This is a genomic window from Pseudomonas knackmussii B13 (assembly GCF_000689415.1).
Taxonomy (GTDB): domain Bacteria; phylum Pseudomonadota; class Gammaproteobacteria; order Pseudomonadales; family Pseudomonadaceae; genus Pseudomonas; species Pseudomonas knackmussii.
In genome coordinates this window covers 2,692,199-2,707,866 of sequence record NZ_HG322950.1, presented here as the reverse complement: position 1 = coordinate 2,707,866, position 15,668 = coordinate 2,692,199, and the positions used below count along the sequence as shown (strand labels likewise).

At 67.3% G+C, this 15,668-nt stretch carries 16 protein-coding genes and 1 pseudogene; 12 read left to right on the top strand and 5 right to left on the bottom strand.

All coding sequences use genetic code 11. From position 1 onward, the window contains the following. The first annotated feature begins 87 nt into the window (after positions 1-87). From PKB_RS12855 to PKB_RS12840, 4 genes are all read left to right on the top strand, one after another. Entirely contained in the window at positions 88-405 is a 318-nt protein-coding gene (locus tag PKB_RS12855) for a hypothetical protein (RefSeq protein ID WP_043252251.1), read from the top strand. Positions 406-470: 65 nt separating this feature from the next. Next, positions 471-1,382: a LysR family transcriptional regulator gene (locus PKB_RS12850; protein ID WP_043252249.1), complete on the top strand. Its 912-nt coding sequence runs from the start codon at positions 471-473 to the stop codon at positions 1,380-1,382. A 104-nt stretch (positions 1,383-1,486) separates the two neighbouring features. After that, positions 1,487-2,212 (top strand): class II aldolase/adducin family protein, encoded by a 726-nt coding sequence (locus PKB_RS12845; protein ID WP_043252247.1) that lies wholly within the window; start codon positions 1,487-1,489, stop codon positions 2,210-2,212. 93 nt (positions 2,213-2,305) lie between these two features. Beyond that, complete coding sequence (locus tag PKB_RS12840) at positions 2,306-2,485, top strand: hypothetical protein (protein WP_043252246.1); 180 nt, start codon at positions 2,306-2,308, stop codon at positions 2,483-2,485. Between the two features lie 92 nt (positions 2,486-2,577). Here the strand turns inward: PKB_RS12840 and PKB_RS12835 are convergent, their stop codons facing one another. Then, entirely contained in the window at positions 2,578-2,913 is a 336-nt protein-coding gene (locus PKB_RS12835) for a hypothetical protein (RefSeq protein ID WP_043252245.1), read from the bottom strand. 364 nt (positions 2,914-3,277) lie between these two features. Between PKB_RS12835 and PKB_RS12830 the strand changes: the two genes are divergently transcribed. Beyond that, the gene (locus PKB_RS12830; RefSeq protein ID WP_043252243.1) at positions 3,278-3,994 is read left to right on the top strand and encodes an endonuclease; all 717 of its coding nucleotides are present in this window, start codon (positions 3,278-3,280) and stop codon (positions 3,992-3,994) included. 100 nt (positions 3,995-4,094) lie between these two features. Beyond that, positions 4,095-4,601 (top strand): DUF1993 domain-containing protein, encoded by a 507-nt coding sequence (locus tag PKB_RS12825; RefSeq protein ID WP_043252242.1) that lies wholly within the window; start codon positions 4,095-4,097, stop codon positions 4,599-4,601. A gap of 41 nt (positions 4,602-4,642) precedes the next feature. Here the strand turns inward: PKB_RS12825 and PKB_RS12820 are convergent, their stop codons facing one another. Further along, positions 4,643-5,116, bottom strand: a complete 474-nt coding sequence (locus PKB_RS12820) for an Lrp/AsnC family transcriptional regulator (protein ID WP_043252241.1) — start codon at positions 5,114-5,116, stop codon at positions 4,643-4,645. Positions 5,117-5,248: 132 nt separating this feature from the next. Here PKB_RS12820 and PKB_RS12815 point away from each other — a divergent pair, with 132 nt between their 5' ends. Together PKB_RS12815 and PKB_RS12810 are read left to right on the top strand one after the other, a co-directional pair. Beyond that, positions 5,249-5,602 (top strand): hypothetical protein, encoded by a 354-nt coding sequence (locus PKB_RS12815; RefSeq protein WP_242411228.1) that lies wholly within the window; start codon positions 5,249-5,251, stop codon positions 5,600-5,602. A 141-nt stretch (positions 5,603-5,743) separates the two neighbouring features. Further along, positions 5,744-6,746: pseudogene (locus PKB_RS12810) on the top strand (bile acid:sodium symporter family protein). 94 nt (positions 6,747-6,840) lie between these two features. Here PKB_RS12810 and gorA read toward each other — a convergent pair. Continuing rightward, positions 6,841-8,196 carry a glutathione-disulfide reductase gene (gene gorA / locus PKB_RS12805; RefSeq protein ID WP_043252239.1) on the bottom strand — a complete coding sequence of 452 codons (1,356 nt, stop codon included), beginning with the start codon at positions 8,194-8,196 and terminating at the stop codon, positions 6,841-6,843. A gap of 84 nt (positions 8,197-8,280) precedes the next feature. On the opposite strand from gorA, the gene PKB_RS12800 reads away from it, so the two are divergent. Then, positions 8,281-8,703 (top strand): VOC family protein, encoded by a 423-nt coding sequence (locus PKB_RS12800; protein ID WP_043252237.1) that lies wholly within the window; start codon positions 8,281-8,283, stop codon positions 8,701-8,703. 162 nt (positions 8,704-8,865) lie between these two features. On the opposite strand, the gene galU is transcribed toward PKB_RS12800, so the two are convergent. Further along, a complete protein-coding gene (gene galU, locus PKB_RS12795) occupies positions 8,866-9,705 on the bottom strand; it encodes a UTP--glucose-1-phosphate uridylyltransferase GalU (protein ID WP_043252236.1) in 840 nt (279 codons plus the stop codon). Positions 9,706-10,115: 410 nt separating this feature from the next. On the opposite strand from galU, the gene imuA reads away from it, so the two are divergent. From imuA to PKB_RS12780, 3 genes are read left to right on the top strand one after another with little or no spacing between them, the layout of a single operon-like run. Further along, positions 10,116-10,733, top strand: coding sequence for a translesion DNA synthesis-associated protein ImuA (gene imuA / locus PKB_RS12790; RefSeq protein ID WP_043252235.1), 618 nt, complete (start codon positions 10,116-10,118; stop codon positions 10,731-10,733). Between the two features lie 7 nt (positions 10,734-10,740). Then, the gene (locus PKB_RS12785) at positions 10,741-12,156 is read left to right on the top strand and encodes a Y-family DNA polymerase (RefSeq protein WP_043252234.1); all 1,416 of its coding nucleotides are present in this window, start codon (positions 10,741-10,743) and stop codon (positions 12,154-12,156) included. Beyond that, positions 12,153-15,227 (top strand): error-prone DNA polymerase, encoded by a 3,075-nt coding sequence (locus tag PKB_RS12780; RefSeq protein ID WP_043252232.1) that lies wholly within the window; start codon positions 12,153-12,155, stop codon positions 15,225-15,227. The genes PKB_RS12785 and PKB_RS12780 overlap by 4 nt, the downstream gene beginning before the upstream one ends. Here the strand turns inward: PKB_RS12780 and PKB_RS12775 are convergent. Beyond that, a complete protein-coding gene (locus tag PKB_RS12775) occupies positions 15,224-15,661 on the bottom strand; it encodes a VOC family protein (RefSeq protein ID WP_043252229.1) in 438 nt (145 codons plus the stop codon). The two genes, PKB_RS12780 and PKB_RS12775, sit on opposite strands and share 4 nt — an antisense overlap. Between the last annotated feature and the right edge of the window lie 7 nt (positions 15,662-15,668).

Genomic DNA, 15,668 nt, shown 5'->3' with positions numbered 1-15,668 from the left:
ACAGTATTTTTCGATTACCCTGTAGGACATGACGAAAGGCACCCTGAGAAAGGGCGCCGAGGCAGGAACCGGCAACAGGAGCGCGCAATGGTCGACATCCGCCAGATGAAATACACCGTGAACCACATGGCCGTGGAGGAAGTCAGCGAGGCGGTGGCCGAACTGCACCTCGAAGGCCTGGTCACCGAAGGCAAGACGCCCTTCTCCCGGGCCCACTTCAACACCTGCTTCGCCGAGATCGAGGCGCTATTGCAGCGCGCCGGTTACCACAGGCCGCTGGACGTGGTCGGCTACCAGGGCCAGGCATATGCCATGTTCGACCCCTCGCGCTGGGACGCCGTGGAAGTGCTGCGCTGGCTCAAGGAGTACGTGGAGGAGTCGCGCAGCGCCGCCGCCAACGCCTGAGCCCGGCTTGTTGGCGCTGTCGCTGCCGCCGAGAATGCGCTTTTCCTGCCCTTCGGAAACTCCAGATGCTCGGCAACCTGTCCGATATCGACCTGCGCCTGCTGCGCATCTTCTGCGCCATCGTCGAGGCCGGTGGCCTGACCGCCGCCCAGGGCCGGCTGAACACCAGCCTGCCGCGCCTGAGCGTGGCCGTACGTGACCTCGAGGTACGCCTGGGCTGCAGCCTCTGCCGGCGCGGCAAGGGCGGTTTCCAGACCACCGCCCAGGGTCGCGAGATCTACCTCGCGGCGCAGGAGCTGTTCGCCGACCTCGAGAAGTTCCGCCTGCGCGTGAGCGCCGCCGCCCAGGACGGCGCCGAGCACCTGCAGGTCGGCACCCTGGACAACCTCATCAGTCTGGAAAGCTGCCCGCTGCCGCTGGCCATCCAGCTTTACCGCCAGGGCCAGCCCGGCGCCCAGGTCAGCCTGCAGATCATGCGCCCGGACGAACTTGAGCTGGAGGTGCTCGAGGGCCGTCTCGACCTCGCCCTGGGCAACTTCCGCCAGCACCTCTCCGGCCTGCACTACCAGATGCTCTTCGAGGAAGAACAGGACCTCTACTGCGCGGCGGAGCACCCGTTCTTTGCCCGCAAGGACGAGCCGCTGCTCGAAGAAATCCGCCAGGCCGACTACGTCGAGCGCGGCTTCTGGCCGGACAGCAAGCGGCCCCACGGCCTGGACTTCAAACGCAGCGTCACCGCCTACTCCATCGAGGCCATCGCCACCCTGATCTTCTCCGGCACCTACATCGGCTACCTGCCCAGCCACTACGCCGCGGCCTGGCTCGCGCAGGGCCGCCTGCGCCGGCTCGGCGGCGGCAGCCTGGCCTATGTCTCGCGCTTCGAGAGCATCACCCGCCAGGGCCAGGAGCACTCGCCGGCGCTGGAGCGCTTCGCCCACGCCCTGCAGCAGGCGCGGCAACGCCTGGCGAACGCCTGAGGCTCGCTTTCGCCGAAGCGCAAGTGAAGTTGCAATTCCGGTGATTCATCGTCTCGGCGCCGCTGCCTAAGCTCGCCGCTCCCATTCATTGCCGAGACGAGCCCATGCATCCCGTCCAAGACGAAGCCGCCCTGCGCCGCGACCTGGCCGCCGCCTACCGCCTGGCTGCCCACTTCCAGTGGGACGACACCATCTACACGCACTTCTCCGTGCGCCTGCCCGGCGCCGAGCCGCGCTTCCTGATCAACCCCTTCGGGATGATGTTCGAGGAAATCCGCGCCAGCGACCTGATCGTCGTCGATATGCACGGCAAGGTGATCGGCGACTCGCCCTGCAACGTCGCCGGTTTCACCATCCATAGCGCCGTGCACATGGGTCGCGACGACGCGCACTGCGTGATCCACACACACACCCTGGCTGGCATGGCGGTGGCCGCGCTGGACGAAGGCCTGCTGCAGCTCAACCAGATCAGCGCCGAATTCCACGGCAACCTCGGCTACCACGACTACGAAGGCATCGCCCTGGACCTGGGCGAACGCGAGCGCATCGTCGCCTCGCTCGGCCAGCACCCGGCGCTGATCCTGCGCCATCACGGCCTGCTGACAGTGGGCGCGACCGTCGCCGACGCCTTCTACACCATGTTCTACCTGAACCGCGCCTGCGAGATTCAGCAGGCGGTGCTGGGCATGAACCCGCACCCGCGGCTGATTCCCGAAGCGCTGAGCGCCCATGCCGAGCGTCAGTTCGCCAAGGCCGTGGGCGAACGCCAGATCCTCTGGCAGGCCTGGCTGCGCAAGCTGGAGCGGCTGGACCCGAGCTACAAGGAATGACGCTACGGTCATGATTTGGCTTGCAGAGGCCCGCCACGCCCACTATGGTCCATGGCAGACGTTTCAAGCCTCAACTGAATCAAGGACGATTCCATGACCAAGAACAACCGCCAGGACTGGCTGTGGGCTTACCAGGAGCTACGCAGCCTCTCCGTCGGCCGCACCAGTTCGGCCTTCCTCGCTACCCTCTACCACCTGCGCGGCGATACCGGCCCCTTCTACTGCAAGGGCGGTATGCGCAAGTCGCGCCTCGTCCGCAAGGAATCCCCGTAGGAGCGGATCTCATCCGCGATCCCCCTGTAGGAGCGCGCCATGCGCGCGATTCGCGGACAAGGTCCGCTCCTACGGCGACGGTCAGCCCCTCGTCAGGGATATGACTGCCGCTGGCTATTCGAGCGGGTCGTTCCCGGCGTGACTTCGAACTGCACGCCATTGGGGTACTCGATGCTCTGGCGGATGCCGCCATTCTGATCGCCGCTGTTGTCGATGATCACCGTGCTCGAACCCTGCTCATAGCTACGTGGCACCTGGGCGCCGCCGTAGCCGTCGTAGCTCTGCGAGCTCGAGGAACTGTCGATGCTGCCGCTGGCGCCCGGGCTGACATAGATCCGCTCGATGCTGCGGGCCGGCGGCTGGCCAGCCATGACCGGCAGGCTCAGCAAGACGCCACACAGGGTGGAAACGACGAATCGAGCGTTCATGGGCAATGACCTCCTGCGGTCGCCGCACGAGCCGCCTACCGCTCGCGCCAGCCAAACTTAAAGTAATTTCTCAAGAAAAATAAATCTTTAAATATCATAGAGTTACAATGATATTTAAAAGCCATTTACTAGATAAATCCTCGGCTCATCTTTGCATTCTACGCCTCGCTGGCGAAACAAGACCGGTACTTCCGCACAGCGCCTGAAAAGCCCGGAAACCCGCGCCATTCAGGGCTCAGCGGCCTCCTAAATCCCTCGCTATTTCCGTCATCACGGCTCCGACAAGCGCGTTGCCATTCGATTGCCACGATTGGCAGCTTCTTAAAGATCAGTAAGATGCGGCGTTTTCTGAATGAAATTTCTTATGAAAATTCGTCGCCACATTCTGACCCTGCTGCTTCTCGCCCTGCCACTGGCCGCCTCTGCGGAGCCCCCCCGCACCTTCCAGGAAGCCAAGAAGATCGGCTGGAAGCTCTATGCCCGGCAGTCGGTCGAGTTCTATTGCGGCTGTCACTACAAGGGCAACCACGTCGACCTGGCCAGTTGCGGCTACGTACCGCGCAAGAACCAGAAGCGCGCCGAACGCATCGAGTGGGAACACATAGTCCCCGCCTGGGTCATCGGCCACCAGCGCCAGTGCTGGCAGAGCGGCGGACGCAGCAACTGCTCGCGGCACGACCCGGTGTACCAGCGCGCCGAGGCCGACCTGTTCAACCTGGTGCCGAGCATCGGCGAGGTCAACGGCGACCGGAACAACTTCAGCTACGGCTGGCTGCCGAAGCAGCCGCCGCAGTACGGCGCCTGCCCGATGGTCGTCGACTTCAAGGCGAAGAAGGCCATGCCGCGCCCGCAGATCCGCGGGATGATCGCGCGCACCTACTTCTACATGAGCGAGCGCTACGGCCTGAAGATCTCCAGCCAGGACCGCCAGTTGTTCGAGGCCTGGAACAAGCAGTACCCGGTGGAAACCTGGGAGAAGCAGCGCAACCAGATGGTCGGCTGCGTCATGGGCTGGGGTAATCCCTACGTCGGCAAGGTGGATTTGAACGGCTGCAGCGCCTCCCAACTCGCCGGCCGCTAAAAGTCCGCCGCGCCCAGGCGACGCTGCACTGGCTTCGCAGTAGACTCCCCGGGCGCGCCGCAACGCGCAGGCCTCTTACTTCCTGTCTGGAGTACCTCGCATGTCCCTGTCGATCTACCAGATTTCCGTTCCCGTCTTCATCCGCATGCTCGGCAACCTCTCGGCCATCCTGGCCAAGGCCGAAGCCCATGCGCAGGCCAAGAACATCGATCCCAGCGTCTTCCTCAATGCCCGCCTGGCCCCGGACATGTTCGCCCTGACCCGTCAGGTGCAGATCGCCTGCGATGCCGCCAAGGGCTGCGGCGCCCGCCTGGCCGGCGTGGACATCCCCAGCTTCGCCGACGAGGAAAAGAGCTTCGCCGACCTGCAGGCACGCATCGCCAAGACCGTCGACTTCCTCAAGGGCCTGAAGCCCGAGCAGTTTGAAGGCGCGGAGAACCGCGACATCACCATCAAGACCCCGAGCCGCGAACTGCACTTCAAAGGCCTCGACTTCCTGCTGCACTTCGCCAACGCCAACTTCTACTTCCACGTCACCACCACCTACGCGATCCTCCGCCACAACGGCGTAGAGGTCGGCAAGATGGACTTCCTCGGCGCCGCCTGACGCCTTCCGGGTGCCGGCTCGCCCGGCACCCTTCCCGCCCTTCAGCGCCCCGGCAACGGCAGGCTGGTGGTCGACTTGATCTCCGAGAGCGCGACAATCGAGTTGATCTCCTGCACGCCCGGCACCTGCGACAGCCGCTCGAAGAAGAAGCGCTCGTAGGCCTCGATGTCCTCGGTGACGATGCGCAGCATGAAGTCCACCGACCCCATCAGCACATGACACTCCAGCACCTCGGGAAACTCGCGGATCGCCTCGGCGAACTCGGTGAGGTGGTTGCGCCCGTGGGTGTTCAGCTTCACCTGGGCGAAGATTTGCGCATTCAGGCCGATCTTCTTGCGATCCAGCAGGGTCACCTGGCGGCGGATGACACCTTCTTCCTTCAGACGCTGGATACGACGCCAGCAAGGCGATTGCGACAGGCCGATGCGTTCGGCGATCTCGGCGGTGGAAAGGGTCGCCTCTTCCTGCAGCAGGGCGAGAATGCGTTTGTCGTAGGCATCCAACTCGACAGGCATAGAAAATCCTCCATATAGCAATCAGGCGAATAGTTTATGCGCAGCTAGGTCTTTTGGGAGCGATTTGAGCAAAGCAAAACCTCGCAGCGGAATCGACAATGGCTTCACGCCCACCCCTGTCGGTCCCGAGTCATGAACCAAGCCCTGTCCCTGCCGCTGCGCGAATCCACCCTGCCCGTCGAGTTGTTTGGCGCCGCCCCCGAGGAGCGTCCCGACGGCTGGACCTGCCGCCCCGCCGATGCCGCCCGGGCAGCGCTGTTCGCCATCCGCGCCGAAGCCGAGGCCGACGTGCTGTGCAAGTTGCTCAACCTGTTCGCCCTGCAAGGCTGGCTGCCATCGGAAGTGCATGCCGTGCAGGAACAGGACTGGCTGCGGATCGAACTGCGCGTGCCGGGCCTGCCGGCCAAGCGTGCGGAAGTCCTGGCCGAACGCATGCGTTCGATGGTCAGCGTCGCCGAGGTACAAGTGGGTGCCGGCATCGTCTGAAGGAAATTTCTGTCCGTTCAGCGACACAAGCTGACTTTCTCGCGTTAGCCGGAACCGGTGGGTCGGGCATAGAGTGCGTGCTACCGCCGGCCCGCCAGAGGCCGCGGCTCTTGCCTCAAGCCCTTGCCCGAGAAGATCGCCATGGCCCGTCCCCGTCTGCTCCCCGACAACTTCACCCTGGCGTTGGTCGCCACCGTGACCGTCGCCAGCCTGCTGCCCTGCCAGGGCACGGTGGCCGTCGCCTTCGGCTGGATCACCAACCTGGCCATCGGCCTGCTGTTCTTCCTGCACGGCGCCAAGCTGTCGCGCCAGGCGATCGTCGCCGGCGCCACCCACTGGCGCCTGCACCTGCTGGTGTTCGCCAGTACCTTCATCCTCTTCCCGATCCTCGGCCTGGTGCTCAAGCCGCTGCTGTCGCCGCTGGTGACGCCGGACCTGTACCTCGGCCTGCTCTACCTCTGCGCCCTGCCGGCCACGGTGCAATCGTCCATCGCCTTCACTTCGCTGGCCCGCGGCAACATCCCGGCCGCCGTGTGCAGCGCCTCGGCCTCCAGCCTGATCGGCATCTTCCTCACTCCGCTGCTGGTGCAACTGCTGCTCGGCGTGCACGGTGATACCGGCGTCTCCACCCTCGACGCCATCGGCAAGATCACCCTGCAGCTGCTGGTGCCATTCATCGCCGGCCAGGTGCTGCGCGGCGTGATTGGCGGCTGGGTCGACGAGCACAAGCCGGTGCTGCGCTACGTCGACCAGGGGGGGGGCTTCGATCCTGCTGGTGGTCTACACCGCCTTCAGCGCCGCGGTGATCCAGGGGCTCTGGCACCAGGTGCCGCTGACCGCGCTGGCCGGCCTGGTAGTCGCCTGCTGCGTGCTGCTGGCCATCGCCCTGTTCGCCACCACCCAGCTCAGCCGCCGCCTGGGGTTCGACAAGGAGGACGAGATCACCATCGTCTTCTGCGGCTCGAAGAAGAGCCTGGCCACCGGCGTGCCCATGGCCCAGGTGCTGTTCGCCACCGGCAGCATCGGCGTGATCCTGCTGCCGCTGATGCTGTTCCACCAGATCCAGCTGATGGTCTGCGCGGTGCTCGCCCAGCGCTATGCGAAGCGGCAGCAGCAGGCCGCTGCAGCGCCCGTCGCGCAGTAACAGCGGTAATGAAAAAGCCCGGTGCATGCACCGGGCTTTTTGTTTTGCTGGGTCCCCCGCTTTCGCGGGGATAACGAGGCAGCTCCGCCCCGCGTCAGGCCACCGGCGAGCGCATGGTGACGAACTCCTCGGCCGCCGTCGGGTGGATGCCGATGGTTTCGTCGAACACCCGCTTGGTCGCCCCGGCGCGCAGCGCGATGGCGATGCCCTGGAGGATTTCGCCGGCTTCCGGGCCGACCATGTGGCAACCCAGCACCTTGTCGGTCTCGGCGTCGACCACCAGCTTCATCAGGGTCTTCTCCTGGGACTCGGTGAGGGTCAGCTTGAGCGCGCGGAAGCGGCTTTCGAACAGCTTCACCTTGTGCCCGGCGGCGCGCGCCTCGTCCTCGGTGAGGCCGACGGTGCCGATGTTCGGCAGGCTGAACACCGCGGTGGGGATCAGCTTGTAGTCCAGCGGGCGGTATTCCTCGGGGCGGAACAGATGCCGGGCCACCGCCATGCCCTCGGCCAAGGCCACAGGGGTCAGCGGCACGCGGCCGATGACATCGCCGATGGCGCGGATCGACGGCTCACTGGTGCGGTAGGCCTCATCGACGCGAATGAAGCCGTTGTCGTCCAGCGCCACCGAGACGTTCTCCAGCCCCAGGTTGTCGAGCATGGCGCGGCGGCCGGTGGCGTAGAACACGCAGTCGGCTTCGAACACGCGGCCGTCCTTGAGGGTGGCCAGCAGGCTGCCGTCGGATTGCTTGTCGATGCGCGCGACGTCGGCGTTGAACTGCAGGTCCATGCCCTTCTTCGTCAGCTCGTCACGCAGGTGTTCGCGCACGCCACGGTCGAAGCCACGCAGGAACAGGTCGCGGCGGTAGAGCAGCGTGGTCTGCGCACCCAATCCCTGGAAGATCGACGCGAATTCCACGGCGATGTAGCCGCCACCGACCACGATCACCCGCTTCGGCAGGCGCTCGAGGAAGAAGGCCTCGTTGGAGGTGATCGCGTGTTCCTTGCCGGGAATCTCCGGCACCTGCGGCCAGCCGCCGGTGGCGATGAGGATATTGGCGGGGGTGGAGCGCTGGCCGGCGACTTCCACGGTATGCGCGTCGAGGATGCGCGCGTGGCCTTCCAGCAGGCTCACGCCGCTGTTCACCAGCAAGTTGCGATAGATGCCGTTGAGGCGGTGGATCTCGCGGTTCTTGTTGGCGATCAGGGTCGGCCAGTCGAAGCGCGCCTCGCCCAGGCTCCAGCCGAAGCCGCTCGCCTGCTCGAAGTCCTCATGATAGTGCGCGCCGTACACCAGCAGCTTCTTCGGCACGCAGCCGACGTTAACGCAGGTGCCGCCCAGGTAGCGGCTCTCGGCCACCGCCACGCGCGCGCCGAAACCGGCGGCAAAGCGCGCGGCGCGCACACCGCCGGAACCCGCGCCAATCACGAACAGATCGAAATCGAAAGCCATCGTCGTTCTCCACGTACAGATGCCCGGCAGCATACCTCATCGCCGCTGACCTATCCTTCAGGAGCAGCGAAGGAGGAAGCCGTCATGCGCCCGACCCTGACCCATCTGGCCCTGCATGTTCCCGACCTCGAGGCCAGCATCGCCTTCTACGAACGCTTCTGCGGCATGCGCGTGATCCACCAGCGCGAAGGCAAGGGCTCGCGCATCGTGTGGATGGCCGAGCCGGGCAAGGAGCACCAGTTCATCTTCGTCATCATGCCCGGCGGCGAATCCCGCCACCTGGCCAGCGACGACTACAGCCACTTCGGCTTCGCCGTGGACAGCCACGAAAAGGTCGACGCCATCGCCGCCGAAGCCGAGCGCGCGGGATGCCTGATCTGGCCGCCGCGCCAGGAACCCTACCCGGTCGGCTATTACTGCGGACTTAGGGATCCTGCCGGTAATTACGTGGAGTTCAGCTACGGCCAGCCGCTGGGGCCGGGGTCGGAGGCGATGCCGATTCCGTAGGAGCGGACCTTCTCCGCGCGCCGATTTTCACCTGTAGGAGCGCGCCATGCGCGCGATTCGCGGCCATGGGCCGCTCCTACAGGGGGAACACCGAGTCGTTTGAGCAGAAACGAAAAAACCACCCGAAGGTGGCTTTTTCGACAAACCGTCAAAGCGCTGGAATTACCAAGCCTTGCCGGTCTTGTAGAGGTTCTCGTAGCAGAAGTTGGTCGCCTCGATGTAACCCTCGGCGCTACCGCAGTCGAAACGCTTGCCCTTGAATTTGTAGGCCAGCACGCAACCGTCCTGGGCCTGCTTCATCAGGGCGTCGGTGATCTGGATCTCGCCGCCTTTGCCCGGCTCGGTCTGTTCGATCAGGTCGAAAATGTCCGGAGTCAGGATGTAGCGGCCGATGATCGCCAGGTTCGACGGGGCTTCTTCGGGCTTGGGCTTCTCGACCATGGTGTTCACGCGGTAGATGTCGTCGCGGATCATCTCGCCGGCGATCACGCCGTACTTGTTGGTCTCTTCCGGCGGCACTTCCTGGATCGCCACGATGGAGCAGCGGAACTGGTTGTACAGCTTGACCATCTGCTTCAGGACGCTGTCGCCTTCCAGGTTCAGGCAGAGGTCGTCCGCCAGGACCACGGCGAAGGGCTCGTCGCCGATCAGCGGGCGGCCGGTGAGGATGGCGTGGCCCAGGCCCTTCATCTCGATCTGACGGGTGTAGGAGAAGGTGCATTCGTCGATCAGGCGACGGATACCGACCAGGTATTTTTCCTTGTCGGTGTTACGAATCTGGGTTTCCAGCTCGTAGCTGATGTCGAAGTGGTCTTCCAGGGAGCGCTTGCCGCGACCGGTAACGATGCCGATCTCCGACAGCCCGGCTTCCAGCGCCTCTTCAACGCCGTACTGGATCAGCGGCTTGTTGACGATCGGCAGCATTTCCTTGGGCATGGCCTTGGTGGCCGGGAGGAAGCGGGTGCCGTAACCGGCAGCCGGGAACAGACATTTCTTGATCATGTGAGTCCTTCGACAGGAACGAGGGTATGAATGGCGCGCAGTCTAATGAGGCCGCGTGCGGCTTACAATGCCCGGCCCTTACTCCCTTGGGGGCGTCCGGACGAGGCGCAGAAGCCCGAATACGGCATCTCTGACCGGCTTTTCGCCGGCAAGTTCGATCAGTAGTAGCAAAAAGTCAGCATCGACATATCGCACAACCCCGCCCGATCAATTCCTACAGACGCCTAAGAGCCTACCCGACGGACGGCCAGGCTGCGCACCGCGCCCCCACGTTGGCCGCTGTGCCCCGGCGTGCGGCGATATTGACCCGTGGGCAGAGGTCGACCGATACTGTATTTCCATACAGTATTTTCTGACATCCCCATGACGCCTTCATCCCTTCCCTTCAGACACATCCTCCCGGTGCGGACATGGGCGTCGCGCTAGCCCTGGGCGAACTGCTCGACCAGCGCCGCGTCTGGAAAGGCCCGTCGCTCGCCGCGCCGGCCGGCGCCCAGCCCACTGGCCATGCCCGCCTGGACGCCCTGCTGCCCAGCGGCGGCTGGCCGGAAGCGGCGCTCAGCGAGATCCTCCATGCCGCCGAGGGCATCGGCGAACTGCAGCTGCTCTGGCCGACCCTGGCGCGCCTGAGTGCCGCTGGCGAGCGCCTGGTGCTGGTGGCTCCGCCGCATGTGCCCTACCCGCGCGCCTGGCTGGACGCCGGTGTCGATCTGCGCCAACTGATCTGGGTCGAGGCCGACGGCCGCGACGCGCTCTGGGCCGCCGAACAAGCGCTGCGCTCGGGTTGCTGCGGCGCCGTGCTGTGCTGGCCGCAGCAGGCCGACGACCGCGCCCTGCGCCGCCTGCAGGTGGCGGCGGAAAGCGGCCAGACCCTGGGCTTCGCCTTCCGCCCGCTGCGCGAGGCAGTCAACCCCTCCCCCGCGGCCCTGCGCCTGGCGGTCGAGACGCGCCCGGCGCAGCTGCGCGTGCTCAAGTGCCGCGGCGGGCTGGCCCCGGCCAAGCCGCTGCCTTTGGCGGCGCTGCACTGAGGCCGACATGCTCTGGGCCTGCATCCTTTTACCGCAGCTGGCGATGGACGCCGCGTTGCGCGGCCGCGCCGATCCCGAGGCGCCCCTGGCCCTGCTCGGCGGCCCGGCGCAGCGCCGCGTCATCCAGGCGCTCAACCCGGCGGCCCGCCAGCTCGGCCTGCGCCCCGGGCAATCGCTGACCGCCGCGCGCGCCCTGAGCGGCGATTTCGCCTGTGCCGACTACGACGCCGAGGAAATCCAGCGCTGCCACGACCTGCTCGCCGCCTGGGCTTACGGCTTCAGCTCACAGGTCAGCCAGCACTATCCGCGCGCCCTGCTGCTGGAGGTGCGTTCCAGCCTCGGCCTGTTCGGGCCCTGGCCGCGCTTCGAGGCACGCCTGCGCGCCGAGCTGGACGCCCTGGGCTTTCGCCAGCGCATCGGCCTGGCGCCCAATCCGGTCGCCGCGCGGGTGCTGGTCAACGCCGGCGACGGCCTGGTCGTGGAAGACCCCGGCGAGCTGCGTGAAGTCCTCGGCCGCCTGCCGCTGGAGCGCTGCGGCCTGCCGAAAGAAGCCCTTTCCAGCCTGGCACGCATGGGCCTGCGCACGCTGCAGCAGGTCCTCGTCCTGCCCCGCGACGGCCTGGCCCGGCGCTTCCCGCCGACGCTGCTGCAGCACCTGGACGCCCTGCTCGGCCAGCGCGCCCTGGCCCTGGACTTCTACCGTCCGCCGGAGGTCTTCGAGTCGCGCCTCGAGCTGAACTTCGACGTCGAGTCGACCCAGGCCCTGCTCTTCCCGCTGCGCCGTCTGACCGGCGACCTCGCTGCCTTCCTCGCCGGCCGCGACAGCGGCGTGCAACGCTTCGAGCTGCACCTGGAACACCACGGCCGAGGCGACACGCGCATGCCGGTCGGCCTGCTCAGCGCCGAGCGCGACCCGGCGATGCTCTTCGAGCTGACCCGTGGCCGCCTGGAGCACCTGCAGTTGCCCGCCCCGGTGTATGCCGTGCGCCTGCACGCCGACGAACTGCCGGCCTTCGCCCCCGAGCACCGCCAGCTGTTCGACGAGCGCCCGCAACAGTCGCTGCCCTGGGAGCAACTGCGCGAACGCCTGCGCGCCCGTCTCGGCGACGACGCCGTGCACGGCCTCGGCGCCCTCGCCGAGCACCGACCGGAGCAGGCCTGGCAACCGCGCGACAACCCGCGTCCGCCGCCGCTGGCACCCTGCGGCCCGCGCCCCGGCTGGCTGCTGGCGCAACCGCAGGTGCTGCGCGAAGCCGCACCGCGCATCCTCGCAGGACCCGAGCGCATCGAATCCGGCTGGTGGGACGGCGGCGACCTGCGCCGCGACTATTACCTGGTAGAGACCCGCGCCGGCCAGCGCGCCTGGGCCTACCGCGAGGTCGGCAACGAGGGGCCGTGGCTGCTCCACGGCTGGTTCGCATGACGCCCGCCTACGCCGAGCTGCACTGCCTGTCGAACTTCAGCTTCCAGCGCGGTGCCTCCAGCGCCCAGGAGCTCTTCGAGCGTGCCGCGCGCCTGGGCTACCGCGCCCTGGCGATCACCGACGAGTGCAGCCTGGCCGGCATCGTCCGCGCCTGGCAGGCGGCCAAGGCCTGCGAACTGGCGCTGATCGTCGGCAGCGAAATGCGCATCGACGCCGGCCCCAAGCTGGTGCTGCTGGCGCAAGACCTGGCCGGCTACCAGAACCTCTGCCGGCTGATCACCCAGGCCCGGCGCCGCGCCGACAAGGGCAGCTACCACCTGGTGCGCGAGGACTTCGACGGCGACCTCGACGGCCTGCTGGCGATCTGGCTGCCCGACCCGGGTGGCGAACCGCACGGCGCCTGGCTGCGCGAACGCTTCGCCGGGCGCCTCTGGCTGGGCGTGGAACTCCTCCGCGGCGCCGACGACGCCGGCCAGTTGCGCCAGGCGCTGGCGCTGGCCGAACGCCAGGACATCCCCGCCGTGGCCTGCGGCGACGTGCACATGCACGCCCGTGGCCGCCGCGCCCTGCAGGACTGCATGACCGCCATCCGCCGGCACCTGCCGGTGCACGAGGCCGGCGCCTGGCTGTACCCCAACGGCGAGCGCCACCTGCGCCCGCGCGAGGTGCTCGCCGAGCTGTATCCGCCAGCCTTGCTGGAAGAGACACTGCGCATCGCCGAACGCTGCACCTTCGACCTCGACCAGTTGGACTACCAGTACCCGCGCGAACTGGTGCCCGAAGGCCACACGCCGAGCAGTTGGCTGCGCGAGAAGACCGAGGAAGGCCTGCGCCGCCGCTGGCCCGAAGGCGAAGGCGCCAAGGTCCGCCAGCAGATCGAGCACGAGCTGGCGCTGATCGCCGAGCTGGGCTACGACAGCTACTTCCTCACCGTCCACGACCTGGTCGCCTTCGCCCGTGGCCGCGGCATCCTCTGCCAGGGCCGCGGCTCGGCGGCCAACTCGGCGGTGTGCTTCGCCCTCGGCATCACCGAGCTCGACCCGTCGCAGGCCAACCTGCTCTTCGAGCGTTTCATCTCCCGCGAGCGCAACGAGCCGCCGGACATCGACGTCGACTTCGAGCACGAGCGCCGCGAGGAAGTCATCCAGTACGTGTTCCGCCGCTACGGCCGGCATCGCGCAGCGCTGACCGCGGTGGTCAGCAGCTATCGCAGCGCCGGCGCGATCCGCGACGTGGCCAAGGCCCTCGGCCTGCCGCCGGACCAGGTCGACGCCCTGGCCGATCGTTGCGGGCGCTGGAGCGAAAAGGTGCCACCGGAAGAGCAACTGGCCGAGGCCGGCTTCGACCCGCAGAGCCCCATCCTGCGCCGGGTACTGGCGCTGACCGCCGAGCTGATCGGCTTCCCGCGCCACCTGTCGCAGCACCCGGGCGGCTTCGTCATTTCCCAGCAGCCGCTGGACAGCCTGGTGCCGGTGGAGAACGCCGCCATGCCCGAGCGCACCCTGATCCAGTGGGACAAGGACGACCTCGACGCGGTCGGCCTGCTCAAGGTCGACGTGCTCGCCCTGGGCATGCTCAGCGCCCTGCGCCGCTGCTTCGACCTGATCGAACGCTACCGCGGCCAGCGCTGGACCCTCGCCAGCCTGCCGGCGGAGTGTCCGCAGACCTACGCGATGATCAGCCGCGCCGACACCGTGGGGGTGTTCCAGATCGAGTCGCGCGCGCAGATGGCCATGCTGCCGCGCCTGCGTCCGAAAACCTTCTACGACCTGGTGATCGAGGTGGCCATCGTCCGCCCGGGGCCGATCCAGGGCGACATGGTCCACCCCTACCTGCGCCGGCGGAACGGCGAGGAGCCGGTGGAGTACCCCTCCGCAGAGCTCAAGCCGGTGTTCGAACGCACCCTCGGCGTACCGCTGTTCCAGGAGCAGGTGATGCAGCTGGCGATCATCGCCGCCGAGTACAGCCCCGGCGAGGCCGACCAGCTGCGCCGCTCGATGGCCGCCTGGAAGCGCCATGGCGGCCTGGAGCCGCACCGGCAGAAGCTGTTCGAGCGGATGGGCGCCAAGGGCTATCCGCAGGAATACATCGCGCGCATCTTCGAGCAGATCAAGGGCTTCGGCAGCTACGGCTTTCCCGAGTCCCACGCCGCCAGCTTCGCCCTGCTCACCTACGCCAGCTGCTGGCTGAAATGCCACGAGCCGACGGCCTTCGCCTGCGCCCTGATCAACAGCTGGCCGCTGGGCTTCTACAGCCCCGACCAGGTGCTGCAGGACGTGCGCCGCCACGGCATCGAGGTACGCCCGGTGGACGTGCGCTACAGCGACTGGGACTGCAGCCTGGAACACAACGGCCAGCCGCAGCCGGCGATCCGCCTGGGCCTGCGCATGGTCCGCGGCCTGCGCGAAGAGGTGGCGCAGCGCATCGTCCAGGCCCGTCAGCAGCGCGACTTCAGCGGCATGGACGACCTCAGCTACCGCGGCAACCTCGACGCCGCCACCCGCGAGCGCCTGGCCGACGCCGGCGCCTTGCGCGGCCTGGCCGGACACCGCCACCGCGCGCGCTGGGCCGCCGCCGGGGTGGAACCGCAGCTGCCGCTGTTCGCCGGCCAGGAAAGCGCGGCGGAAACCCCGGTGAGCCTGCCGCTGCCCAGCGTCGGCGAAGACATGCTCACCGACTACGCCAGCCTCGGCACCACCCTCGGTCCGCATCCGCTGAGCCTGTTGCGCGGCCAGCTGAAGGCGCTGCGCTGCCGCAGCTCGCGCGAACTGCCGAACCTGGAACCCGACCGACCGCTGAGCGTCGCCGGGCTGGTGATCGGCCGGCAGCGCCCGCAGACCGCCAGCGGCGTCACCTTCGTCACCCTGGAAGACGAGTTCGGCCTGATCAACGTGGTGGTCTGGCGCGACCTCGCCGAGCGCCAGCGCCGAGTCTTCCTGCAGGCACAGCTGCTGCAGGTGCGCGGCCGCCTGGAAAGCGAGAGCGGCGTGCGCCACGTGATCGCCGAACAGTTGGTAGACCGCACCGAGCTGCTCAGCGGGCTGGACGTGCGCAGCCGCGACTTCCGCTAGCGGCGCGGGCCGAAGATGTTGATCAGGTTGCCTTCCGGGTCGCGCAGCAGGGTGGAGCTGCGCGACTCGTTCAGCGGCTGGGCTTCCCAGAGCAGTTCCACACCTTCCGCGCGCAAGTGCTCGCCGAGCGCCGCGAGGTCATCGCACTGCAGCACCAGCGCCTTCCAGCCGAGCACCTGCAGGTGCCGTGGCGGCGGCGTGCGGTCGACCTCGCGCAGGATCGCGCGGCGGCTGGCCACCAGTTCCAGGCGTACTCCGGCGCCTACCAGCATGGCGAAGTCCGCCGCCACCGGCTCGAAGTGCCCGCGCTCCTCGACGACGAAGCCGAGGACGCGCTGGTACCAGTCGATCACCCTGGGCAGATCGGCCACGGCCAGCGCGAGGTTGTTCAGCAGCAGGCGGCCGGCGAGCGGATGGGAGGCGGACGTGCTCATGGGAAGA